At 37.9% G+C, this 25,735-nt stretch carries 13 protein-coding genes; all 13 read right to left on the bottom strand.

Translation table 11 applies throughout. From position 1 onward, the window contains the following. Nucleotides 1-235: 235 nt before the first annotated feature. The 13 genes from G5B32_RS08755 to G5B32_RS08695 all read right to left on the bottom strand — a co-directional run bounded on the left by G5B32_RS08755 (nt 236) and on the right by G5B32_RS08695 (nt 25,640). Nucleotides 236-1,543, bottom strand: coding sequence for a rhamnogalacturonan acetylesterase (locus G5B32_RS08755; protein ID WP_165291165.1), 1,308 nt, complete (start codon nt 1,541-1,543; stop codon nt 236-238). Between the two features lie 93 nt (nt 1,544-1,636). Beyond that, entirely contained in the window at nt 1,637-2,995 is a 1,359-nt protein-coding gene (locus tag G5B32_RS08750) for an FGGY-family carbohydrate kinase (protein WP_165291164.1), read from the bottom strand. Nucleotides 2,996-3,012: 17 nt separating this feature from the next. Then, complete coding sequence (locus tag G5B32_RS08745; RefSeq protein ID WP_165291163.1) at nt 3,013-4,287, bottom strand: TIM barrel protein; 1,275 nt, start codon at nt 4,285-4,287, stop codon at nt 3,013-3,015. Nucleotides 4,288-4,356: 69 nt separating this feature from the next. Next, the gene (locus G5B32_RS08740; protein WP_165291162.1) at nt 4,357-6,471 is read right to left on the bottom strand and encodes a bifunctional aldolase/short-chain dehydrogenase; all 2,115 of its coding nucleotides are present in this window, start codon (nt 6,469-6,471) and stop codon (nt 4,357-4,359) included. 17 nt (nt 6,472-6,488) lie between these two features. Continuing rightward, the gene (gene rhaT / locus G5B32_RS08735) at nt 6,489-7,562 is read right to left on the bottom strand and encodes an L-rhamnose/proton symporter RhaT (RefSeq protein WP_165291161.1); all 1,074 of its coding nucleotides are present in this window, start codon (nt 7,560-7,562) and stop codon (nt 6,489-6,491) included. A gap of 165 nt (nt 7,563-7,727) precedes the next feature. Then, nucleotides 7,728-9,032, bottom strand: a complete 1,305-nt coding sequence (locus G5B32_RS08730) for a BNR repeat-containing protein (protein WP_165291160.1) — start codon at nt 9,030-9,032, stop codon at nt 7,728-7,730. Between the two features lie 117 nt (nt 9,033-9,149). Then, nucleotides 9,150-11,147, bottom strand: a complete 1,998-nt coding sequence (locus G5B32_RS08725) for a RagB/SusD family nutrient uptake outer membrane protein (protein ID WP_165291159.1) — start codon at nt 11,145-11,147, stop codon at nt 9,150-9,152. Nucleotides 11,148-11,157: 10 nt separating this feature from the next. After that, nucleotides 11,158-14,475: a SusC/RagA family TonB-linked outer membrane protein gene (locus G5B32_RS08720; protein ID WP_206366851.1), complete on the bottom strand. Its 3,318-nt coding sequence runs from the start codon at nt 14,473-14,475 to the stop codon at nt 11,158-11,160. Between the two features lie 226 nt (nt 14,476-14,701). Then, nucleotides 14,702-16,105 (bottom strand): DUF4859 domain-containing protein, encoded by a 1,404-nt coding sequence (locus G5B32_RS08715; RefSeq protein WP_165291158.1) that lies wholly within the window; start codon nt 16,103-16,105, stop codon nt 14,702-14,704. 19 nt (nt 16,106-16,124) lie between these two features. Next, on the bottom strand, nt 16,125-17,258 hold the full coding sequence (locus G5B32_RS08710; RefSeq protein WP_165291157.1) for a DUF4859 domain-containing protein: 1,134 nt from the start codon (nt 17,256-17,258) through the stop codon (nt 16,125-16,127). Nucleotides 17,259-17,276: 18 nt separating this feature from the next. Continuing rightward, nucleotides 17,277-18,755, bottom strand: coding sequence for a RagB/SusD family nutrient uptake outer membrane protein (locus G5B32_RS08705; RefSeq protein ID WP_165291156.1), 1,479 nt, complete (start codon nt 18,753-18,755; stop codon nt 17,277-17,279). Nucleotides 18,756-18,769: 14 nt separating this feature from the next. Then, the gene (locus G5B32_RS08700; protein ID WP_165291155.1) at nt 18,770-21,931 is read right to left on the bottom strand and encodes a SusC/RagA family TonB-linked outer membrane protein; all 3,162 of its coding nucleotides are present in this window, start codon (nt 21,929-21,931) and stop codon (nt 18,770-18,772) included. A gap of 313 nt (nt 21,932-22,244) precedes the next feature. Further along, complete coding sequence (locus tag G5B32_RS08695) at nt 22,245-25,640, bottom strand: family 43 glycosylhydrolase (protein WP_165291154.1); 3,396 nt, start codon at nt 25,638-25,640, stop codon at nt 22,245-22,247. Between the last annotated feature and the right edge of the window lie 95 nt (nt 25,641-25,735).

Genomic DNA, 25,735 nt, shown 5'->3' with positions numbered 1-25,735 from the left:
GATAAAATTTTTAAAAGTTTCTTCTATAATTGGTAAATCACTTCCTTTAATGTTTTGGTCGTGATTAATTGGTTACATGCTAATCTAATGTAATATCAAATATATTGTATCCCTGAAATTACAGCAACCTGCACTATCCTGTAACTAACACGATATCAGACATTTTATCAACTACCGAACAATAAGTAACTAACAAAAGAGATCTAAAAATAAATAACTGTTCTTCAGACAGTTATCAATTTCCATCAGGTTTAATTTGACTCGATAAAATACTCAAAGGCCATTTCCATCCTACAAAATCATCTGGCTTGGCAGGTGAATATTTTTGAAAATCAATTATATTTTTTGAAATAGGCAGATTTAACTCTTTGATTCCTTGCAAAATCATCTTGGCAATCTGTCCTGCTCCATAGGTATTGAAGTGCGTATTGTCTTGTAAAACATTAGGTTGATCGGGAAAAGAATTAGCTGGATAATGCACCAACGCCTTCTTGGAATTTTCTACTCCCAGAGCCACATAAAATTCCCTTGTCATGCTATTTAAGTCTATAAGTGGAACATGCAATTCTTCAGCAACCTTGCGTGCCGCAGCAGGATAATCTCCTAAAGTATAATTTAGATGTCCATCAGCATCAAAAGATCTTCGCTCCGTGGATGTTACGATGATGGGATGCCCTCCTATTTCTCTGAACTTGGTAACGAATAGTCGTAAGCGCTCAGTATAACCATTAAATGCACCAGCTTTTTCACCAGTTTCCTTTTGATCATTATGTCCAAATTCTATAAACAAATAATCGCCTGGCTTGGCCATAGAAAGAATCTTTTCCAATCGATTTGATGATAAAAAAGAACTTAAAGCCAAACCCGATTCCGCGTGATTCGCCACGATTATGCTCGTATCAAAATATCTTGGAATCATCTGTCCCCAGGAAGCCCAAGGCTCGTGCTCTTGATTCACAACGGTAGAATTTCCAGCCAAGAACAAAGTAGTTGCTTTTTTAATAGGCTCAATGATAATGCGTTCAATATTATTTTCTCCTTGAAATTCTAAAGTCAGCTTATTATCCCAATCTAATTTTTCATTTTCACGTGGAGCTTTCAATCGCACGTCCAAGCCTTCTTTAATCTTTGGATTTTTGATGTGTACACTGAATTGTTTAATTATTTTTTTCCGTTGGGGAATTTCGATATGATCCAACGACCAACGACGGGATTCCGACCGCACGGTGGAATAGATCGTTTGATTTTCTACTCCTCGGTATTCAATAGTGACTTTATAATTTCCTTCCTCCACAGCGGTGGAAAAATAAAAAGGTTTGTCACTAAATAAGGTGGAATGCTTCTTATTCTTTAAAAACTGTACAGCATCTTTTGTATTCAGATCAAAACCATAACCTATCTCCTTCTTAAAACTTACGGGTTCATTGATTCGAACAACATCTTTTTCTTTCGATTTCTTTTGGGTAAAATCAAAGACTTGTCTACTTTGAGCAAGGACTAGATTAGTCGACAATATCAATAATAAAAGCGTTTTAAAAATCATAGGTTAATGGTTTTTATGGCTAAGAAAAGCAAACGCCCTTATCTTTTTAGATATAGAGCGTTAGCAAATAGCAGTAAATTTATTTCGGTTTATTTATGCTCTATAATAACGTAACTCAATAATATTATTGGGGAAAGGCAAAGTGTTCCAATGTTCATGAATCAAAAGCGCTGCACCTATAGCTGTTGCTTGCGCCATTGAAGCTGCATAGATCTCAATAGTTGGAAATCTTCTTGCTAATAAATTCATGTAAATATGATTTTTACTAAAACCGCCATCCACAAAAATTCGTTTAATATTCTGCTTTGCAAGTACCAACTCGGTTGATTTTACTTGCGCATTGACCAAACAAACAATCAAAGCGTGATAAGCTTCTTCATAATTATTGAATTGAGTGAGATCTAATCCTCCAAAAGTATTGAGCGAAAAATCGTCAATATTTTGCTCCATATGCAGATTCTCTACGATACTCCAATTGATTTCAAAGTGCTTGAAGCGAGCCGTTGTCACATTGAAATGATCTGCTATCCGTTTGGACTGAAGCTCGTGTTCATATCCTGCAAATAATCGAGAGGCTTTCACAGGTGTACCATTGTATGTCAAATAGAACAAACAATCTTGATCTAGTTGCGCTTTAGTCAATGGTTCATCATTGAAAGGATTCATCGAAATGCACCATGTACCCGTAGAAATCAACACGAATGGTTCGTGAAAATTAACTAAATACGGAATAAGGGCCGAAGAGCTATCGTGCAAGCCTGTTCCTACTTTGTAGGTGCTACCAGGAAAGGTACTTGAAAATACGTCCTTACCATTTACAATTGGCGCTAGTTTTTGATCTATATCACAATCCTTGACCCATTGATGGTAATCTTTTGTATTAAAATCCCACAGAGCGGTATGACAACCAATACTGGTCATGTCTGAATACACTTGTCCTGAAACCAAGAAACTCAAGTATTGTGGTAAGTGCAACGCGTATTTTACCTCATCGAAAATAGAAGGTTTTTCCTTCATCAAACGATAAATTTGCTTGCCAGAATTCAAACTTCCCAGTGGTGGGGAGGCTGTATTCAAAGCAAACTTATCTTCACCACCATAACTTTGATGCAATTCATCCTGCATCTCTGCAGGATAATCTTTTAGGTAATTGTAAAGCGGCGTCAGTGGTCTTCCGTTTTGATCCAAATACACAAAACTAGCTCCATATGACGTGAAATTTATCGCTTTAATATCGTATTCTGTCTTACGAAAAACCTCATGTAAGGAATCGAAAACAGACAATCGTAAACTCTCTAAATTCTCACAAGGGAATCCATCTTCATCGACAGTTTCCAAAAATCGCGCTGAACGCTCAAATACAATGTGGTAATGTTCGTCGAACAAAAACAACTTTTTATTTGTCTTTCCAACATCAAAAATAGCTATGACTGGTATACGCTCTTTTCCCATCCTTCCGTATCTAAATATTATAAACCAGTCGCTACAGTCGATTCCCCGCGTTCGTTGATTAATTGTTGTCTAACATTAATGTCCGTAAACAGTTTTATAGGACTAAGCGCAGCACCTTCACGCAAACGAGCCTCCGCTACTAATGCGCGTACATCCGTACGAAAAGCATCTTGTAATATTTCTTGCGTTGCTACCACATTGTTTTCTTGTTGTGCTTTTTTCAACGCTTGTCTATCTACTAATAAAGCCTGTGCATAAGCCATTTTTATGGCCTCAACAGATTGTAATAAATCCGCTAAAGGATCCTTCAAATTGTGGGAAGCATCAATCATCCAGCCCAAACCAGTAGCATGATCGATTCCTCTGGCATCCATACCATCTACTAATTCATTGAAAATCAAAAACAATTGGTAAGGTTTGATAGCTCCAGCTGTCAAATCATCATCCGCATATTTACTATCATTAAAATGGAAACCAGCTAGTTTGCCTTCCATTAACAATAGAGCTACGATCTGCTCGATATTTGCATTTGGTAAATGGTGACCTAAGTCCACCAAAGTATAAGCTTGATCACCCAATTTATTCGCCAGTAATAAAGATTGGCCCCAATCTGCTATTGTTGTCGAATAGAAGTTAGGCTCAAAAGCTTTGTATTCAATAAACATTTTCCAATCTGAAGGTAGATGCTTATAGATTTCTTTTAAACTTTCTAATGTATTTTGAAAAGCTTCACGGAAATTCAATTGTCCTGGGAAAGAAGAACCATCCGCTAACCATACTGTCAACGCTTTAGAACCTAAAGCAATACCGTGTTTAATTACTTCAATATTATGTTCAACCGCCTGTTTGCGAACCGCAGGATCTACATGATGCAACGACCCGAACTTATAACTAAGTGCTTGATTGGGCTGATCTTGAAAAGTATTTGAATTCACTGCATCGAACGCCAATCCATATGATGCCGCTAATGCTTTTATTTTTTCAGCATCTTGAGGTATATCCCACGGAATATGAAGTGAAATTGCACCACTAGATTTATTTAATGCGTGCAACAAACCTACATCTTCTATTTTTTGCTCTAAATTACCTGGCTCACCTTTTCCACTGAAACGTCCAAAACGTGTACCACCAGTCCCTAAAGCCCAGCTTGGAATTGCAATATTGAATTTTTGTACTTTCGAAACAATTTCTTCAAAGTTCGAAATACTTTCCTTTAAGAAATCGACTTGTTTAGTATGTTTAGCTAATAATTGTTGGTTATGTTGATCTATAATTGATTGCTCGATTTTCATAAGTATAAATGGTTAGATAGTTAGAAAAATAGAAAATATCTTTCTAACTATTTACATGTTTAAAAAATGTTACCTAACAAATGCCATGGCTACTCCGCCATCTACATTCAATACGTTGCCTGTAGATTTATTTAGTTCACCGCCTACAAATGCAAAACAAGCATTGGCTATATCATCTGGCAAGATTATTTCATTTAACAATGTTCGTTTTGCATAGTAAGCTGGTAATTCTTCTACCGTAATACCGTAAGCTTTTGCTCTACCTTCGGCCCAACCTCCAGCCCAAATATTACTATCTGAGATAACCGCATCTGGGTTTACTACATTTACTCTAATTTTGGAAGCGCCCAATTCTGCAGCGTTCAATCTGCTCAGGTGCAATTGTGCTGCTTTAGCAGAGCCATATCCTGCATTATTCGGTCCACTTACTAAAGCATTTTTACTTACAATATTCACGATGTCGCCCCCGATATTTTGAGCTTTCATCACTTTCGTCGCACCCTGTGTCACCAAGAACTGACCTTTTACCAATACATCATATAAAATATCCCAATCTTTATGGGTATGATCCTCAATGGATTTGGATATCGACAATCCCGCATTATTAACGATTATATCTACTCCTCCGAAACTCAAAGCAGCAACTTTTAACGCTTCTTCAATTTGGTCTTGATTGGTTACATCCAATACTGCAGTTGTTACATTATCTTTCCCAAATAAACCGATGAATTCGGCTTTAGCATCTGCTAAACGCTCTTCGTTTAAGTCATTCAAAACCACTACGGCTCCTTCCTGTGCGAAGCGTTTTGCAATTGCTTTCCCAATTCCGCCAGCACTTCCAGTTACTAAAGCAATTTTACCAGATAGGGCTTTGGGTTTAGGCATACGTTGCAATTTCGCTTCTTCCAACAACCAATATTCAATATTGAAAGCTTCTTGTCTCGGCAGTGAAGTATATTCACTCACCGCTTCCGCTCCTTTCATTACATTGATGGCATTGGTATAAAATTCAGACGCTACACGTGCGGTTTGCTTATCTTTTGCGAAAGCAAACATACCAACTCCCGGATAGATGATTACCACAGGATTTCTGTCACGAATAGCTGGACTATTTGGATGTTTACAGGTTTCGTAATATTCCGTATACATCGCTCTGTAGTCCTCAAATAAAGGAAGCAATTTTGCTTTTATGCCTTCTATATCAGATAAATCCTCGTTCTTATCCAAGTTCAAAATTAAAGGCTGAATCTTCGTACGTAAGAAATGGTCGGGACAGCTTGTCCCTAAAGGAGCTAACTTCTCCAAATCATTAGAATTTATAAATTCTAACACTCTAGCATCATCAGAGAAATGTCCAATCATTGGACGCTCGCTCGAACAAAAACCTCTTAAAACAGGCGCAATAGCAGCTGCTTGTGCCCATCTATCTTCTTGCTCCAAACTTTCTACTTTCTGACCACCGAAAACAGGTCTTGTCTTGCCGTAATTTTCTTCTAAGTATGCAGCACAGGTTTCAATGACATCCAATGAATTTAAATAACATTCATACGCCGTGTCCCCCCAGGTGAAAAGTCCATGCGAACCCAGCATGATGCCACGGATTCCTGGATTTTGTTCTAAACAATCGCGCAATTGCAAACCTAAATCAAAGCCTGGCTTTTGCCAATCTACCCAACCTATTGTTCCTTTGAACAAATCTGCCGTGATTTGCTTACCATCTTTAGCTGCCGCAATAGCGATAGCTGCATCAGGGTGCAAGTGGTCAATATGTTTGAAAGGAAGAAATCCATGCAATGGTGTGTCAATAGAAGGTGCTTTTGATGACAAATCAAAAATACAGTGGTTGAAAAGTTCTACCATCTCATCCTCATGTTCAATACCACGATAGACTTTTTCTAGATTGCGAAGTCGCTCGACATATAAGGCTGCCAAACCAGACTTTTTGAGTGTACCTATGTCACCACCAGAACCTTTAATCCACATCACTTCCACTTCTTCACCTGTAAGCGGATCCTTATCCACCATTTTACATGATGTATTACCTCCCCCATAATTGGTTATCCTTAGATCCGAACCCAAAATATTGGATCGATATAACAATAACGCGACTTCATCTCCCTCAAAGGATTTAGCTATTTCCTCATCCCAAAGGTAATTCACATGTTGATATGTTTTTGTTTGCATAAATCTTAGTAAATATTTTATTCTAACGTTTTAGCGAATCCTACTACACAAATAGATAGGATGATAATTACAATACCCGAAATAATGGCAGTGTGCGTAGATTTGCTTACACCCTTCCATTCTTTTAATAAAACTCCCCAAGCATTAGATATCAAAATGATAAATGCCATGTGCAGAATCCATGAACTTGCACCATTACCCAAGCGGCTTTCTCCCATTCCGTAGAAGAAAAACTGTAAGTACCAAGTCGTACCAGCCAAGGCACATAACAATAGATTCTTAGTTAATGGAGCAGATGCTTTTGAATAATCTGTAAGGGTTTTGTTTTTGAACAATAAGTAAGCGCACCATACAAAGTTGGTCAAGAAACCTCCCCAGAGAATCACGATATAGGTTACGTTATTTTGGTAAAGAAATTCACCTTGATCAGGATTAGCCGCTTTCCAAAGCTCATTAGCTACATCGGCCATTGGTTTTCCCGCTTCTATCGCGAAATTAAAACAGGCACTTAATGCTCCAGAAATCAATGCTACGATAATTCCAATCCCAAAATTGTAGTCTTTTTTATCTTGCACATTAGCAGAGGATAAACTTTTTTCTTTAAGCACGCCAGCTTTTCCACATAAGTAAATTCCAACAACACAAAGAAGCATCCCGCCCAGCACACATAAACCCGAAGCTGTTGAAAAGAAGAAATCAATACCATGCTTTCCATCCGCAGGATTGAAAAAATAGTAGATTGCAGGCATCAATGCACCCAAAACCATACTTAATCCTAAGATAATGCTACTGCCTAAAGAAACACCTAAATAGCGGACGCCCAAACCATAAGTCAAGCCTCCAATCCCCCACAATACGCCAAACAAAAAAGTAAATCCTAATACAGATTTATCAGCTTGCGCGATGATATCCGAAAAGTTTGGAATAGTTAGCCATGCGGCCAATGGTGGAACAATAATCCAGGAGAATAATCCTCCTAAAATCCACATCGCTTCCCACGACCAATCTTTCACTTTCTTGTACGGGACATAAAAACTCCCAGACGCAAAGCCTCCTATAAAATGAAATAAAACCCCTGCAATTGCATTCATAATTGTTTAAAATCTAATTAGGTTTATGTAAAATCTAAGTTATTTGTTAAAATTAATTTAACTGTTATGGACTGTCATGTTGGGTGAGCCCCGTACTGACAGCTTATATTGGTTATGTATAATTCAAATACTATATAGACTTGAATATTTTAGTTGTTAAGCATATTAAGGTTTCAAATCCAGTACACGCACTGGAGTGGAATCACTTTCAGCCAATCCTTCACCATCCACTTGCACGGTGTGTTGTACGAATAGGCTTAGTCTTTTCTGGCTTCTCCAAAGTTCCGTATCATAGGTAGGTTCCCAAGCTGCAACAGAATTGTTGTATATATCTTCGATGAGAATTCGGCTAGGCTTATTTTTAGTCCAGCTCAACACCGATATCGCATTATTTCTTTCTTCATCCCGAAAAATCATCCAGATCTTAGTTTTGTGCGCTTTTCCTTTCACTAATAATTGAGGTCTAGAAATAGGAATTTGCTTTGTTCCATGTCCTCCCAAAGAAAATGTCGTTTTTCTAAAATCAAAGGAGTGGGTTAACCATTTCCCTTTGTTCAAATAGATGATTTTATATTGTGGTTTGTCGGCATGTTGATCTCGCCAATAGGAGACAATAAAAGGATTTCCATTTTCATCCGCCGACATGGCGGTTTGATTTATTAAGTCACTCTTTTCGGGAATGCGAATGGCATATTCTGCATCTTTGGCAGTGATAGGTAAATGATAAAGCTCACCCGTTGTTTTTTTCCAAGTTATGCCTTCATCATCTGAATAGGCATATGCCATGTCGTGATTGCTTGCAACATCAGGACTTTCTCGCCACACCCACGAAATATGGATTCTACCTTTGTCATCTATATAAGATTGCCAATACGCATTGCGTTTTCCTTCGCCATCGATCAATTTATCTTGCAAACGTAGCCATTTCTTTTCAGAAAAAATATAGCGGTTTATCATCAAATTGCCATTGCCTGAGCCTCCGTCGCGATACATAAACAACAAATTGCCATTGGTCAATTTAAAAAACTCAGGATACGAAACATATTTTTCTTGGGTTCCTACCATCGGTATTTCGGCAGAAAATTCTAAACTATTCGGTTCTAATGAACGGATATAACGCAATTTAGAATTGTGGTGATCGAAGGCTACATGCAAATAGTTTGCACCATCGAGCATAATACTTATGACATTGTGCGCATCCTTTGCATTCCCTTTTAAGCCCGTATTTTTTAATGTCCAGGTAGAAGAATTTAGTTTACGTTGCCCCACGATCAAAAATCCTTTATCATCGTAATAAGCGATATATTGGAAATTTTGATTACTCACTAAAGAATTTTTTCTAAATACAGCGGTGTTGACCGTATTCTTGGCCCAACCTTGACCAACTTCAGAGATTTGAATGTTCTTCTGAGCAAATAAAAATGAATGAACAAATAATACGATAAAAGTTACAATAAATTTCTTAGGCATGATTTAGATGTTTATAATAGGCTCTACAAAATACAAAACAGATTTGTTAAAATCTAACAAATCTGTTTTGTGAAAAGCATAATCTAAATTTAGATTATATGTATACTAATGTAAATTTTAAAATCCTGTTGGTGCAGACCCTGCTTGAGTAGTCCAGCCTGGATTCTGATAAATTGGCGAATTATTCGGATTACTTCCATCAGGAGACGAAATAATAAAATGATTAGCCGCGATAGGACTTAAATAATGTGCCTCTGTAAAGGAATAACCATTGAAATATTGATTGTTTGGCGAGATCTGATGTATTCTTAAATACGTACTTAGCGAAGGTGCGGAAACCGTATTTGTTGTCGTACCTCCGTATACCAATCTATTTCCATATACATCTTTCATCGGACCCCAAACTTTAATACCTTCCACTTTGAATCCATTAAGTTGATCCATAGCTCTCCAACGAATTAAATCCATATAGCGAAGACCTTCTGCCATCAGCTCCGCTCTACGCTCTCTACGAATGTTATAAAGAGTAGGGTTAACCAAGGTGTTTTTAGAATACGCTCCCCAATCATTTTGCCCTTCAATATTCATATTCGTGGCAGCAATTGTTACGTTGTAGTCTTCATTAACTCCTGCTCTTCTGCGGATAGCTTTCCAATAATTACTAGCATCAGTATCCAGGTTTCCATTTTTTTCGTAGCATGCTTCAATATAATTTAGATACGCTTCAACAGCTCTAAAAGCGACCACAGCTGTAACATCTCTACCCACAATGGCTTGCATATCATTATTGTAAGACAATCCTTTTTTAATGGAATAACCTGTACCCTCTTGAAAACGTGCTGTTCCATCAATCACTGGTACTCTAGGTTCTACTTCTGGAGAAGCACCAGCACTAAGATTTAGAAAAGCTTTTTTCTCTCCTGGTGCGCGCATGAACAATTTCAAACGCCAGTCTCTATTAATTTTTACTTGATCTACAAAGTCATCACCCTGATATCCTGACCCTGAAGCATAGATTGGTAATCCATTTTCCATCAAAAAGTTATCTACAAATTGTCTGGTATAACCATATCCATTGCCATAATACATGTAATGATTCCAATACTGAACGATGCCTAAGGACAAATCGAAATCTCTCCAAAGTAATACTTCATCAAAGCTGCTTAAACTCTCCGAAGCGAACATTTCATAATAAAGATTTCCTGGATCTGCAGCACTCTCCTTGATTACTTTAGAATTTACTGTTAAAGCATGTTTACTTGCTACTTCTTTAGCAGAAGTCATAGCGTTATCTAAAAAGTACCCAATTTCATTATCGATACTACCCGAAGGATATTGATAGTTACTGTTATAGTCCTTCTCTGCCCCAGGCCAGTTCGGTCCTAATGGAACTAACGGCGTATTTTTATGATATTTTAACCAAGTAGCTTCAAACAGAGCCACTCTTGATTTTAATAAATAAGCTAAACTTTTAGTGATCCTTGTTCTTCCGCCTTGTGGGGAGTTTGTCATCAGCAACTCTGCTGCTTTATCTAAATCTGATAAAATAAAGCGAGCCACTTCATTTCTTGGAGAACGTTTACTTGCTTCTATTAATGCTGTTGCATCGTCAGGAAGGACGCTTGTAATAATTGGAAAATCTCCAAACTCTTTTAGCTTGTTAAAATAGGTCAACGCGCGTAAAAGATACGCCTCTCCCAGATAGTGCTTAATATTCCCTTCATTACCAGCAATTTCCTTCTTCTCCACCTTAGGAAGAACAGTTTCCAAAAAGTAATTTAGTTGGTAGATAGTACTAAAATCCCAACTACCGCCTGAAGTTCCTACTCGCCATTGACCAGGTAAAAATCTAGTATTTCCATTTCTATTGGTGATATTATCTGTTCCAGCGTCGTCTAAGTATAAGCCGCCGCCACCAGTTCCTTCGACAGTTCTAAACACCGATTCGTAACGGGTAATGGTATATGTTGCCAAATGGCTCTCATCATTGAAATAATTCTCTGGAGAGACCTGGCTTGGTGGAGTGATATCTAATAAATCCTTACAGCTTGCTAATGATAATACTAATACTGAGGATAGGGCTGCTTTTTTTATATAAGAAATTAAAATTGTCATAGTTTATAGATTAAAAATTTGCACTAATACCGAATGATAAAATTTTTGACAGAGGATACACTGTTCCTCCTTGTCTACCGATTCCGATAGATTCTGGATCAAGCGTTTTACTTAATTTGGTAAATGTGGCAAGGTTTTCTCCAGAGAAAAAGATCCTTGCATTATTCATACGAATAGATTGTAGCATTGAACTAGAGAAAGTATATCCCACTTGAACATTTTTCAATCTTATATAAGAAGCATTTAATAAATAGCCTGTTTGAGCTTGTTGATTTTTTCCGCTAAATAGAGGACGTGGATAATATGCATCCAAGTTTTGACCAAGAGGGTGAGATTCGTCTGCTCTAAAATAGTCTAAGTGATCTTTTAAGGCAGTTGACCACCATTCACCCGAAGAAGTTGTTCCCCAGAATACCATACCCGAAGGAGCCCAATCGCGTTTTAATATTCCTTGAAAGAAGGCACGTACATCAAAGCCTTTATAGTTTGCGCTCAAATCAAGTCCAAGTGCATAGCGTGGCGTAGAATTTCCGATAATGGTTCTATCCCCTGGATTATCCAAAGTGTTAGCACCGCCATCAATTTTTCCATCACCATTCAAATCCGCGTACATAATGTCCCCAGCTTCCCAAGCACCACCACTAATTGGGTTTTGTCCACCATTGCCAAGTTTAGCCAAATGTTCATTCATCTCTTCATTTGTTTTCGCTATACCGATCGTAGTATATCCCCAGATTTGGTTTGTATACTGACCAGCTATATACGTATCCAAACTATTTGTCGGGTTGTTGTAGGCTAAAACCTTAGTTCTGTTATCCGATAGATTTACTTTAGCGCTATAGCCAAAATCACCTTTTTGATCATTCCAACCTAAACTAAATTCAAAACCTTTAGTTACAATATCAATATTATTTGTTCTAGGCACCGCAGTTCCTAAAGTAGCAGGTAATACTAATCCAGGCCCAACACCATTATCTGTATACCTTAAATAATAATCAAAAGATCCTGTCAATCTATTGCCTAAAAGAGCCCAATCAAGACCATAGTTCCAGTTACGAATCTGTTCCCAAGTTAGCGCTGTACTTATTAAGCCAGGAGCTGACACGGTATTTGGTCTACTTCCATCTACCAGCCATCCTCCATTTGATGTACCTAGGCTGGACATTACCTGATACGTAGGATACCAATCATTGGTATTTTGATTACCAAGAATACCATAAGAAGCTCTTAGCTTTAACATATTAACTGCAGAGATCGACTGGAAAAAGTCTTCTTGTGCTATATTCCAACCTGCTGATAAAGACGGGAACCAGTTCCATTGTTTATCGCTTCTAAAGCGCGAAGTACCATCGTATCGAAGATTTCCTTCTAACAGATATTTTCCTTTGTAATCATAGTTAAATCGACCAAAAAACCCTGCTGTAGCCCATTCTTGCACCTGGCCTGAAATGGTAGGCGTAGCATCGGTTGTAAGATTTAATACAGGTAAGCTAGTCGTGATTAAGTTACGGCGAGAAGCGTCTAAATCTCTGTATTTATTCCATTCGGACTGGAAACCAACCATGGCAGCAATATTATGGTTATTGAAGCTCTTTTTATAGTTGGCGTACACATTTGGATTAAAGAAATACATCTTTTTAGCGTATTCGTATACGTAATCATTTGCAGGACTTAACAATGAAATGTAACGTTGTACGCCATCACCATTATAGGCATAGGTCTTAAAGGCGTCCTCATGGATAAACTGTGTTTCAGTTCTATAATTTAATTCACCCGTAATTTCTAAGTCATTAATAGGATTATAAATGGCTTGGAATTGCTGAGTTTGGAAATCTTGTTCATCATTTCTGCGTCCACCATTTTCAAATGCATTGATGTAATTGATATCAGCCATTAAAAATCCATTCGGATCATATTTTGCACGGTTTGGACGGGCTCTTCTCAGTACATTATCATAAAAATCATCAGGCATAGAAGTTGGGCGTCCATAATTTGTACGCACGAATCTATTTAGATATTCTATGCGTAAATTATCAAAGACTTTACCCGAAATGCGTCCCGAAGCCGTATAACGCTTATACGTATCAGTTCCATAACGGAGTAAGCCCTCTTGATCCATATAATTTCCAGACAAATAATAAGTCCATTGATTGGCTCCACCGCTTAGGCTTAAATTATGTTCATTTGTCGGGGCGCTATCTCGAAAATATTCTCTCACCCAATCCACATTGGCCCACGTATTATCATAATCCCATTTACCGTCACCACGCACTGCCGCTACATCGTTTGGCTCTAACTTGCCATCTATGTAATCTTTAATTTTTTGAAGCATGGAAGCATTGAATTTTTGTCCACTACCACCTCCATTATAATCTGCATCGTTCCAATAATTAGCAAATTCATATGAATTCATCATATCAGCTAACAATACAGGGGAATTCCATCTAAAATTATTGTTATAATTTATACGTGTTTTGCCAGAAGTACCCTTTTTAGTTGTTACCAATATTACTCCAAACGGTGCTCTAGATCCATAAACCGCAGCGGAAGCTGCATCTTTTAATACCGAAATACTCTCGATATCTTGCGGATTTAAAGCATCTAACGAACCCGCTGTACCATCAATTAAAACCAAGGGACTTCCTGAGGAAGAAGTACTGATTGTTCCAGTTCCACGCACATTCACACTACGTCCTGCATTTAAAGATCCGCCTACTCCTTGCGTAGATACATTTAAGCCAGGCAAAACACCCTGTAGCATCTGGCTAACATTTTGTACGGGACGAGCTTCAAGCTCTTTAGCCGAAATGGTTCCAACTGCACCAGTTAGATTTACTTTCTTTTGTGTACCAAAACCTACTACCACTACCTCATCCAAAACAGATTCATCGGATGGCTCTAGCGTTACATTCACCACATAAGTATTATCGGCTCCCAACATCTGGCTTGTTAATTCTACGGAAACAGTTTTGTAACCAATATGCGAGAAAGTCAAAAGTTTAGCATTTGTATTGCGCAGGACAAATTCCCCATTGGCGTTGGTAAATACTGCTTCTCTTTGCCCATCAACGGTTACCGAAACGCGCTCTAAAGGACCTTCTGATGTCGTAACCTTGCCACGAATACTTGAGGATTGCGCAAAAACTGAAGGAGAAATGACCATTAAGGTCGATGAAATAAATATGGGAGCAAGTCTTCCCATCCATAGCCTATTGTGCGGCTCATGGAGAGATAGATTCATCCCAACAAGACTGCTTTTAAAAAAAGATGTAGGTTTAACATCAAAAAGTTTGATACGGCTTCTCATCTTACGTAATAGTTTTCTCATAATATTATGATTAGTAATGTAATAAGTGTAATTTCTACATTTAAATAGTCAGCATTAAGATTTTCTTAGCTAGAAACCTTCTTTTGAAATATTTATTTGTTATGAAATTAGGTTTATAATGGGGCTGAAGATATAAAATAAATATTATCCAGATGTCCTGTAAAAAGTAAAAAAGGCAGCAATATTTTAACATATTACTGCCTCATTTTAGCCCTTTTTAGGTATCTTACTGAATCACAATATTAAAGACATAAAGTACTTCATTGTAATATTGACCATCATCGTAGACAAATGATTGTTTGATTGTCATTCTTTCGCCTACCACATTTTTATCTGGGAATTGACCAATATTAAATGTGTAGGAATTACGATCAAATTCAGAGAAAAGTTTTGCTCTAGCTCCCCATGCCACCGTATTTCCTAATTCATCTACCCACATTCCTGGGGCGTTAGCGGTATTAGAACTATTTCTAGAACCATCAGCTTGGATAGCATAAAACCCAACCTTATCCAAAAGCTCATTTTGAAAATCTGCTTCCGAAATCTTTAGTGCCTCGAATATTTCATTCTTATTTACCGGCACTGCTGTAGCAGCGTATCCTGCTCCAAAAGGTAAAGTTACATTCTTGGTAATGGTCGTTGTACGGAAGAAAGGATATCGGTGGTTCAGATTTTTCAATTTGAATTTGATGATATGCGTACCTGGTTTGTAAAATCTAGCTGTGGTAGCTGTATTGATGTGTCTTCCTAAACTGGTATACTCTCCATTTACTCTATAGTTTGAAGTCAGATTGGTATAATCTGTATTGGCAACACGAGCAACTGTTTTTACCGGATAAGGCAAACCTTTGAAATAAGGATATGGATATATGATAGAAGAATCTGTTAATTGTTCTGGATAAAAAGGCGACCAATCCGCAAAACTTGGGAGGTTCGCTCTTTTTAAGACTTCTCCTTCTTTTGGATTGAATGCTTTACCATTTTTGTCCAGCCACATGAAAATGATTTTATTCTCATTTCCAGGAATATAATCAATTGTCACGGTGTAATCATCATTCGTTAGATTACGAACATCCGACTCCGAAGCAAGTGCGGAAGAGGTTGCACTTTTTGAGAAAATGCTATCAGGTTTCAATTCGATTAAGTTAATATTCAAAATCTCATTGTAAAGTTTGGAGCCGGAAACATTGCTCACTTCCAGATCAAGAGTGTATAGTCCCGCAGGTACATTCTCTGTTGCTGGAGTAAGCACTACCTTTCCTCCAGTTTCATTCACCGATATAGCAGGGCTTTTTGCAGTACCAATCAAAGGTGTAAGCTGATCCAAAGTCATAATATTAGCACCTACCTGACCTAAGTAAACGGAATACTCTTGTTCAGCCAAAAAGTCGTTAACCACCGCACCAGTTGCTTTATTACGTACTGCTACTAATTTCACCGTCATGGGTGTCGTACTTCCATTGGCAATCAAAGGATTCGTTGTCACTGCCGATCCTTGCACAGCTTGTAGTTCTGCCATTCCATAGCGCATATTATCATTCAGAAAACCTATGACTTCAGGTTTACAAGAATATACAAAGGAAAGCAGAAGAGCCATTAAGCTTATTGCCCCTATATTTTTCCAATTCATAACTATATGTTATTAATTATTAATTTATTCTAACATTAAATACAAATTCCACTCGCAGCTTCTTATTACTTCGGTTGGTATATTCCAAAGCTTGCTTGATAGTGTACGTATCACCCACTGCAGAGCGATTTGGATATTGACCGATAGAGAAAGTCCAAGAGGCAGGCATATATTCGGAGAATAACCGTGCATTATCACCCCAAGGCACTACTGTACCATCAGCACTAAACCAATGTCCTGGAGCGCTCGCAGTATAATTGGTGTTGAAAGTTCCATTTGGCTCAACAGCCCCAAAAGCAATGCTATTACGTATCATGGAAGGAATTTCATCCGCTTCGAGGGCAAATGTTTCAGCTATCCATGCGCTCGGCACAGTAACCGTAGCTCCAGAATAAGATGAAGCAGCTTTGAAGGAAACTGCATAGGTAAAGCGCAGTCCGTTTTCTAAATCTTCAATCAATGGTCCTGATTCTCCCGACTCATTAAAGTCAGCAATAAACGTATGATAATTATTCAATACGTTAATAACTGTACCTGTGTTGGTCTTGATACCTGTAGTTTGACACAAGATCCTGACATCTGCTTGATCATTGCGATCTACACGTATACTACCGTCTGGAGCCGTTTGATCCGCTTCCCCACGCACTTTGATATAGTACAGGTAATAGATGTCTTGATAAGACCACTGTCCTTGCGGTTGTTTTTGCTTATTAAAAGCAAATCCATCGATGGAAGTGCCATTATTCAGATGTGTATAGCTGGTGTTTGCTGTAGACAAAGTATGTTGTGCATCGCTGTATATATACGCTCGCAAAGAATCCACTTCGATATCACTTAAAAACTGATCAAAAGTATATTCTGCATTTTCGTTTTCCTCTTTGAGCAGAGCTTCTTTGAGTTTGAAAAATCTTTTGATAGAATAATCAGATGGTGCCCAAAAAGTCTTAGCTGAATTAAGCTCATTCTTTAATCCAAAATGGTCTACAATAAGCAATAAGGTGTCAAACATCCCATTGGGGTGTGATTTCAAATAATCGTACGTAGACATGTCTACATATTCACTATGTAGCCCATCGTCTGTGAGATATGCGGCTTTCTTACATGAAGCGAAAGAAATGACGCATACAACTAAAATTAATATTAAGGTTCTCATACTATTTCTTTCTAAAAATTAAAAACCTACCGTCGCCCAAAATGGGGTCTGAATTAATAAAGGATTCTGATTCAACAAGCTTGGATCAAAAGGCCACCTATATTTTCCGCGTTGGAATTGTTCCTGAGACATTCGCGTAGAAAGGAATTCGTAAATGCCATGATGTTTGTACAAGCGTACCATATCATAATAGCGATGCCCTTCTAAGAAAAGTTCACGAGCACGTTCATCAAAAATGGCTTTCATTAACGAACCTGTTCCTGACCAAGTTCCTAATCCCGACATCATTCTGACTTCGTCTAAAAGTGCTTTGGCTTCTGTAGCTCTACCCGTTGCTGCTAATGCTTCTGCTTTAAGCAATTTGATATCCGAAAAACGGAAGATGATGATGTTATTTTTGAATACAGGTACAGCGTTATTTCCTTCTTCTGGATAAGTCAGATTTGAATATTTATTGCAAATCACAAAAGACGTATTGACTGTTGTATCCATCGTAAACTTGCGACGTTTATCAGCTCGATCGTTAAACAGCTCATCTACACGGATTTTGGTTACTGTGAGTTTCGGAGAAGCATGCAATCTATGGTATTTCGGCGTAGCCAAAGTGTAATCGCCAATACCTACACTTGTACCTTCGTTATTAGCACTTTGAGAAATCTCAAAAATTCCTTCTGAAGATTTTCCATTGAAAATCGTTTTATAGGCAATACTGTCACGGGAAACATAAAAGTAATTTTCGCTATCAATAATGGAATCTGCTGCTGCGATGGTCGTGCTATAATTACCAACCCAAGCTCCGATATGAGCCTCTAAAGCAAAAGCAGCTCCTTTATTTGCACGTACGGCAAAATCAGCATTCACCAAATTCTTCCAATCCAATAATTTCTTCGCTTCCTGCAAGTCTTTGAGACTTTGTTCCATTACTTGTTCTGGAGTGGCAGCAGGTTGATTCTCTGCATAAATTGGTGCAATCGCTTCTGTTAATATAGGTACACCGCCCCATATTCTTCCTAAATAGAAATAAGTAAAAGCACGGATATAGTACGCCTCACCAAGTAAAAAGTTCTTCGTTCGTGCATTATCAAACACACTATTATCCATACTGCCCACATATTTAATCACGCGGTTCGCTTGATCAATAACTTTATAAAAGTTGTCATAGCGACGGAGCAAATACATGGCATCTCCCGTATTAGAGGCCGCCAAAGATAAGCTCCAGTTCATATTCACCACATGGCTATAAGGATAGGTATTGGAAGAACTAATTTCGTCCGAAGCTAAGTCGCCATAGGCATAATGGGCAATTCCATAACCACCATTTAATGCTGCGCGTAACAGCGCATACATTCCAGCTACTGCTGAATTGGCATCATTCTGAGTTTTCCAAAAGTTCTCATCCGTAGCTTCGCTTTTGGGTTCTAAATCTAAAAACCCTTTACAGGATCCCATAAAAATGAGGACGCCCGTTATATATAATATTAATTTACTTCTTTTCATCTCTGTGCTATTTACTATAAAGAAATATCAATTCCGAAAGTCCATTTTTTAGGGATTGGGTAACCATTACCTGTAGAATATCCATTAGGTTCCACCGCTTCTGGATCAGGCACTGTGGACCATGAAAAAATGGCTATATTGTCTAATACTCCATATAAACGTAATGATCGTATGCCAAAACGTTTAGAGAAAGCTTGCGGAATATTATACCCCAGGCGTACATTTTTGATACGCACGAAACTTGCATTCTCTACGAAAGTACTATTAGCGATGTGCCAGTTATCTACAGCATTACGGAATAATGAAGGATATTTTGCTACATCCCCCTCTTTCATCCAGAAGTCCGACATATTAAAATCACCAGCGATAGCTGAATTAAGACCATAAGTAGAATATATATTTGCAGCACCTGCATCTTGCAATTTGTCTGATACATACCCATTCCACAAGGTGCGTCCAAAAACGAATGTTGTCAATGCGGATAAAGACCAATTTTTGTAGGAAATAGTATGTGTCATACCCCCCATAAAATCAGGGTTAGGATTACCCATATCTACTTTATCATTATCATCAATAATATAATCGCCATTGTTGTCTTTTCTTCGCGGATCTCCAGCTTGATACTGTGTACCTCCAGCTGAACCATGACGGATACGATCTCCTGTCAATGGATTAACAGGCACATCAGCATTCGTAGAATATACGCCATCTACTTCCCAAACTTTGAAAGGATAGAGTGGCATACCTACATTTAAAGCTCTTTCCATCCATGTCGGACCTACTTTAATTTCACGGCCGCCATCAGGTAATGAAGTCACATAGTTACGGTTATACGATATATTGAAGTTTGTATTCCATTGGAAAGGAGAACTTTGTCTCATATTTCTGGAATTGATGGTAAACTCCACTCCTGTATTACGAACACTAATGAAATTCGTAGAAATAGTCGAATACCCAGAGGTAGCTGGCATTTGAAGGCCGTAAACTAAATCCTTGCTATCACGTACATAATAATCTGCATTAATGGAGATACGATCATTTAACATATTGATGTCTATACCCGCATTAAACTGTGGCGAGCGTTCCCATTTAATTGTTGCCGATGTTGCGGAAGTTCCATAATTTGGATAGGAAACATTCGTACCATTATATGTAGAGACGTTGCCTCCTCCCATGCCATTATCCATTACTGATCCGTAATAAGCTCCGCTATATCCTAACATCGTGTAATGTGCATATTCAGAGCCTGGATCTCGACCTGTCAAACCGTAACTACCTCTAAATTTGAAATAGCTGATAAAGGATTCATCTTTATTAAAGAACTCTTCTTCTGAAATAGCCCATCCTGCAGAAATAGAAGGGAAGATACCCCATCTATTTTCTTTACTATAGCGCGATGAAGCATCCATTCTATAACTTGCGGATAGCAAATATCTATCTTTGTAATCGTAGCCAAATCTTCCGAATATGGACATGCGAGAGCGCTCACTTATATACGAATTACCGTATAAGTTTGCTCCCGAACCAATACCAATTATGGTTTTGATTGATTCACTATTCAAACTTCTACCCCATAGATAGCTGGTGTTTGCGACATTTTTTTCTAAACCAAATCCCAATACGCCCGATACCGTATGTGCCGAATTGATTAGCTTGGCATAGTTGAAATAACTTTCCCATTCCCAACGTCTATTTTGATTTACCCAGTTTTCTGCAACGTTTTGAGATCCTGTTAACAATCTTGGTCTATATAAATCACGTGTGTTATTATTGACATTGAATGAAAATTGAGAACGTAATGATAATTCTGGAAGAAAGAATTTCTTAACTGTTCCTGCTAAATTTCCGTTTATATTGGTGCTTCGATCATCATCCAATAAGCCATCATAACGCCCCGTATATACTTGCTCTTCCAATTCTCCTATTTGCCAAAATGAAGATGGGAATCCCCAGGTGGTAAATGGATATTTCGAACCATCACCTGAACCATGCTTACCTTTGGTAAATCCAGAAAATAGATTGGTTTCGAATTGTAGGTTTTCTATTGGATTAACTTGCAAGAGCAAACGCGGTGTCAAGTTTTTATTCTCGTATCCCATCATTACCCCTTCTTCGTAATAATGCTGAACTGAGATCCGGTACAAAAATTTCTCCATCGCTGAACCAATACTGAAATTCACGTTGGTAATAGGTGCAGATTGTAAAAACAATCCCTGCCAGTCTGTAGCATGATTAAATGAAGGATTCAAACTATCGGTTAGCATTTGGTGAATTTGATTGTCATTGAACCAATCGTATTGGCCACCTGCATACAATAAAGCCATTTTCATTCTCCGTTCTGCAGCACCTACTGTAATAGGCTTCATCGCTGGTCTACTGGAAATACCTGCATAAGTTGCTACACGGATTTCAGGAACCCCAGCAGCGGGTCTTTTTGTTTTGATGATGATAACTCCATTTGCCGCACGTGCGCCGTATATAGAAGAAGCAGAAGCATCCTTCAGGATGTCTACCGATTCAATATCATTAGGATTGATCGCTTGCAAAGGACTGGCTTCCCCGTAAGCTGCCCTAATATCACTCACATCATAGATAATACCATCAATGACGTATAATGGAGCTTGAAGCTGATTATCTGCCAAACCTAAATTGCTCGAGCCCCGAATATTGACAATATTATTGGTACCTGGTTCGCCCGAAGTACTCAACACCGTTAATCCCGCTACACGTCCTTGCAACATGGCATCAAAAGTTGCATAAGGTGTGTTTTCAAACTCCGCTCCTTTTACAGTGGAGACGGCACCAGTCATTTTTCGGCGTTGTACATTTTGATAACCAACTACGACTGTTTCTTCCAAACTCGTTGTAATGTCATCAAGAATAACATTTAATACGTTACTGCTTCCAACTTTAGCTTCTTTGGTTTGATAGCCTACACTTGTGAACTGCAGTACTACATTTTTGGTCGTGACTTTAATTTCGTACGTCCCGTTGTCCTTAGTTTTGGTACTAGCAGAACTGCCCATCTCTTTGATGCTCACTTCTCCTAAAGGTTGCCCCTGCCTATCCCGCACTACCCCTTTTACAGTTTGTTGGGCGAAGACATGAACCGACCCTAATACTATCAGAAGCATCAGCAGATAGCCTCTAATCCTAAATAGATACAAATTCTTCATTAGTTTATAATTTGATTAAGATAATTTGCGATTGGTTGTAGACTATATTTTAGGCACACAGACTTTATTAATACTGTATATTTTCTTACGTTTTTTGAAATATTAAACCTTGTTTCAGTTTCTAAAATATGTTTTTCACTTCAAGTAAATAATCCGGATCGGCTCAGTATTCCAAGGAATTGTTTATATAATTTCGGAAAATAATTGAAAAATGTCATTTTGACATTTAATCAAATTTAGTGCTTTATCACGCTGTTAAAACTTCGCATTTTCACTAATTATGAACTTATTTTAACCTGAAAAATACGCTCCATTACTGCCATATCTCGATGTCAGCGAATTTGCCAAATCCATCCTGATTGTTGGTCGCAATTTGATAGATACCCACTTGCAATACTTCATTATTCATATCCGTCCTGACGATTGGCAATTTTGAAAGATCATTCCAATACACACCATCTTTAGATGTTCGTAAGAAAAACATATCACCCTTTTTCTGTACTTGTATATAGGGCTCAAAATGCAACCCTGTCCCATTGTTGCCTTCATTATGGATTCTTTGTCCAACACTACGCCATAGATTTCCTAAATTCCAACCTGTTAGTATAGTATTGTTTATATAGGAATTTCCTTTTGCAGTACGAATCATAATGCCTGCTTCGCTCGAAGTTCTAGTTTTGCTCTGAAGTCCTGCCACATCCTGAACTTTTAGCTGAATAGTAAAATCACCTTTAATTTCCTTATACATAAATGGAGGAAGCAAATCATTAGATCCCCATTTGGTATGTTTTGAACCTAGATGCCAAACATTCTTTTTCAGACTAATAGAAGTTTTGGTACTATCTAAATGAGAAGATACTTGCATATTGCCCCAGTAAGGTATTTTGGCACCACCTAAACTGTATATTTCATCATTTGGCACATCCTCATTGTATTTTGGCTTAACAGTACTAATGACACAACTGGCTGGTTTACTTATATTACCAAACTGATCTTTCATGTAGACTGTCAATAAGGAATCCACAGAATGAGGTTTAAATAATATAAAAGACTCCTCCTTCCAATCGGTATACTTACCATCTATGTAAAAAGTATATTTCATATCCTTTGCCTCATCCTCAACGTATGCAAAAGCATCATACTGGTTGATGTAGCGACACACATCTTTAAATTTTGGAATGAGAGATACGATTGGCGAATTCAATTTATTTTTCCATATGGCATAATTGGAGGCTATTGTGGTAGCATCAAAAAGTGAAGGATATACATTAATAAAATGTATGGGAGTGCTCACAAGAAGTTTAAAATTATAGTTAATCTGGATTGCTTTGAATTTTTTAGTTTTAATTGATGTACCATCCTGAAATACCGTTATTTTTCCGGAATTGTTGAGATATACATAGTGCCTCCAACTATTATTCTCAAAAACATCTAATTCAATGGTATATTGATTCGACTTTAATATTTCCGACAAATATGAATCTTCTACTGTGTGGAGCTCAAAGGCCGTTCGATTTCCGACAATATTTACTTTTGCGTTTTGAAGAGTAACCATGTGTAGATCCACGCTTCCATTATTACGAACTTGTTTTATTGTACCTATTGATAGTTCTTCCGACTTCAACGAAAAATAAGAAGGGTCGGATTTAAAACTTGTTATTTCATGTTGAATAAAGTCAGCTGATACGGCTGTATTATAAATTTTCAAATCTGCTAGATAACCCGAAAAATGGTTGTCTAACAAATCAGACGATCCAAGAATAAAGTGGTCATTTGGTTTAACAAACAGCATTCTGTTCTGCTCCTTCTGCAATTCACCATTTACGTAAATTCGCTCCATATAGCCATCAAAAGAATAGACAATATGATTCCATTGATCTTCTTTGGGTGTAGATTTAAACCCTAAATCTGGCCAAGCGCCATGTGTCACTGCCCCTTTATTGGTATTCGAACCGACACCAAATACCGCTCTTGTTAAATCTTGTGTTCCTTTAGAATATGCCAACACATCCTCATAACGTCCCACAGTAGGATTATTTACCCACATAGAAACTGTAAAGGGGTTATTTCCGATCAGATTAGTTGGAACTTTAAAGGTGGATTTTAATGTTTGCTGTCCATCAAAATAAAAGGCTTTTTTCCCGTAATAGGTCTTAACAACTAATGGACTTTGTCCTTTAAATTCGCCGCCCAGAAGACCTTTATTCGGAATGGAAGTATACGAAGATGCTTCCTGCAAATTTTTGGGTTGAATGTGCACTAATTGACCAACAATAGATTCGGGTGTTGGCATAGGCTGTGGCTCAGACCACAGCGTCTTTTGCGGATAGGTTTCGCTATACACTTTAATATTCCAAATCCCTTTTGTTAGTCCTGGATGCTGCGTATTCAATATATACACTCGAACGTAACGCGCTTTCACATCAAAGTGTTCTAAAATTGGACTAGCCCAACGATTGTTTTTAGATTGATCAGCATATAAAGACCATGTATTACCATCCGTAGAGGTTTCTATGCGATATTGGTACGCATAGGTAGGATATTCAAACTGCAAAAGGACCGTTCGGATATCCGTAACCTTTTCCAAATCCACCGTGATATAGCCTGGGAGATGATTGTCTTTTGCGCGCCACAAGGTTCCATTATTATCGTCTGCTACAAAAGAAGGTTTAAAATCTTCATTATAGAAAGAAGATGCTGATACAGGTTTTTTATAAGCAATATTTTTTGGGAAGTTTGAATTCTTAATCAATGGACTTACGCCTTGATGCGTGGGAACAATCTTTTTTATTGTTCCATCGGCTTCGAATAGCATTTCATCTACGGCAATTTGACGGTGAAATCCTCCCCCTGAAAATGGATTGTTGTGACGATGATATACTATAAAATATCGCCCATTCTCTTCGATTAAACTATGATGACCAGGGCCGTGAATCGTGCCATCTTCATTGGTATATAATATGGGGTTATTAGTCGCATATTCGAAAGGTCCCATAGGCCCTACTTTGCTCATAGCATATTGTACTCTATACGTGTGATCCTCACAATGCCCTGATGAATACATAAAATAGTAAATACCATTACGTTTAAAAACATAAGGTGCTTCAAAAAAATCTTTTGCATCCGTATTAGGAATCAGTTTGATTTTTTCGAAAGTTCTCATATCGGAATTAAGCAATCCTACCGCACAACCATGATCCGGATATATTCCCCAAGTACCCCAATACATATATATTTTGCCATCATCGTCCGTAAAAGTCTGAGCATCCAATGTAATTACACCCGGAATCATATAGTTAGGGATAATAGATTTTCCATCGGAATTCATCGGAGTCCATGGACCAGTTGGACTTGTAGAAGAAGCAGCATAAATTTCTACAGGTTGGCTATAATACAAATAATACTTTCCATCATAGCCTTTAGTCATATCGGGTGCCCAATACCAATGAGTATTCGGCCAATTCATCGGCTGAATAGTCCAGTTCAAAAAATCTTTGGATGTCCAAACTTGCGAAGGCCCTAAACCTCCACCATTGCCATCTGTAGTAGCATAAATATAATAGGTATCGCCAATCTTTTTAATCGTAGGATCAGCAAAATAACCCGGAAGAATAGGATTTAAATTCCCTGCTTTAATATGCTCTTGACACAGAACTAACTTGGAAAGGAGAATTAATGCGCTTAGGAAAATAAATATATGCTTATTCATGGCAGTTGCAATTGGTATATGAAGTTACTTCATGCAACAAGATGTTGATTACCAGATTTTAGCGTAAAGCACTCTATTTTTATCTATCTTATTTA

Source organism: Sphingobacterium sp. SGL-16 (assembly GCF_011043515.1).
In the GTDB taxonomy this organism is placed as follows: Bacteria; Bacteroidota; Bacteroidia; order Sphingobacteriales; family Sphingobacteriaceae; genus Sphingobacterium; species Sphingobacterium litopenaei.
The sequence above is the reverse complement of the archived record's forward strand: the minus strand, read 5'-3'. Positions and strand labels throughout refer to the sequence as shown.

What these genes read in the sequence shown, in the direction of transcription:
- G5B32_RS08755 (WP_165291165.1), bottom strand. Translation starts at nt 1,543, where the DNA reads ATGATTTTTAAAACGCTTTTATTATTGATATTGTCGACTAATCTAGTC.
- G5B32_RS08750 (WP_165291164.1), bottom strand. Translation starts at nt 2,995, where the DNA reads ATGGGAAAAGAGCGTATACCAGTCATAGCTATTTTTGATGTTGGAAAG.
- G5B32_RS08745 (WP_165291163.1), bottom strand. Translation starts at nt 4,287, where the DNA reads ATGAAAATCGAGCAATCAATTATAGATCAACATAACCAACAATTATTA.
- G5B32_RS08740 (WP_165291162.1), bottom strand. Translation starts at nt 6,471, where the DNA reads ATGCAAACAAAAACATATCAACATGTGAATTACCTTTGGGATGAGGAA.
- rhaT (WP_165291161.1), bottom strand. Translation starts at nt 7,562, where the DNA reads ATGAATGCAATTGCAGGGGTTTTATTTCATTTTATAGGAGGCTTTGCG.
- G5B32_RS08730 (WP_165291160.1), bottom strand. Translation starts at nt 9,032, where the DNA reads ATGCCTAAGAAATTTATTGTAACTTTTATCGTATTATTTGTTCATTCA.
- G5B32_RS08725 (WP_165291159.1), bottom strand. Translation starts at nt 11,147, where the DNA reads ATGACAATTTTAATTTCTTATATAAAAAAAGCAGCCCTATCCTCAGTA.
- G5B32_RS08720 (WP_206366851.1), bottom strand. Translation starts at nt 14,475, where the DNA reads ATGAGAAAACTATTACGTAAGATGAGAAGCCGTATCAAACTTTTTGAT.
- G5B32_RS08715 (WP_165291158.1), bottom strand. Translation starts at nt 16,105, where the DNA reads ATGAATTGGAAAAATATAGGGGCAATAAGCTTAATGGCTCTTCTGCTT.
- G5B32_RS08710 (WP_165291157.1), bottom strand. Translation starts at nt 17,258, where the DNA reads ATGAGAACCTTAATATTAATTTTAGTTGTATGCGTCATTTCTTTCGCT.
- G5B32_RS08705 (WP_165291156.1), bottom strand. Translation starts at nt 18,755, where the DNA reads ATGAAAAGAAGTAAATTAATATTATATATAACGGGCGTCCTCATTTTT.
- G5B32_RS08700 (WP_165291155.1), bottom strand. Translation starts at nt 21,931, where the DNA reads ATGAAGAATTTGTATCTATTTAGGATTAGAGGCTATCTGCTGATGCTT.
- G5B32_RS08695 (WP_165291154.1), bottom strand. Translation starts at nt 25,640, where the DNA reads ATGAATAAGCATATATTTATTTTCCTAAGCGCATTAATTCTCCTTTCC.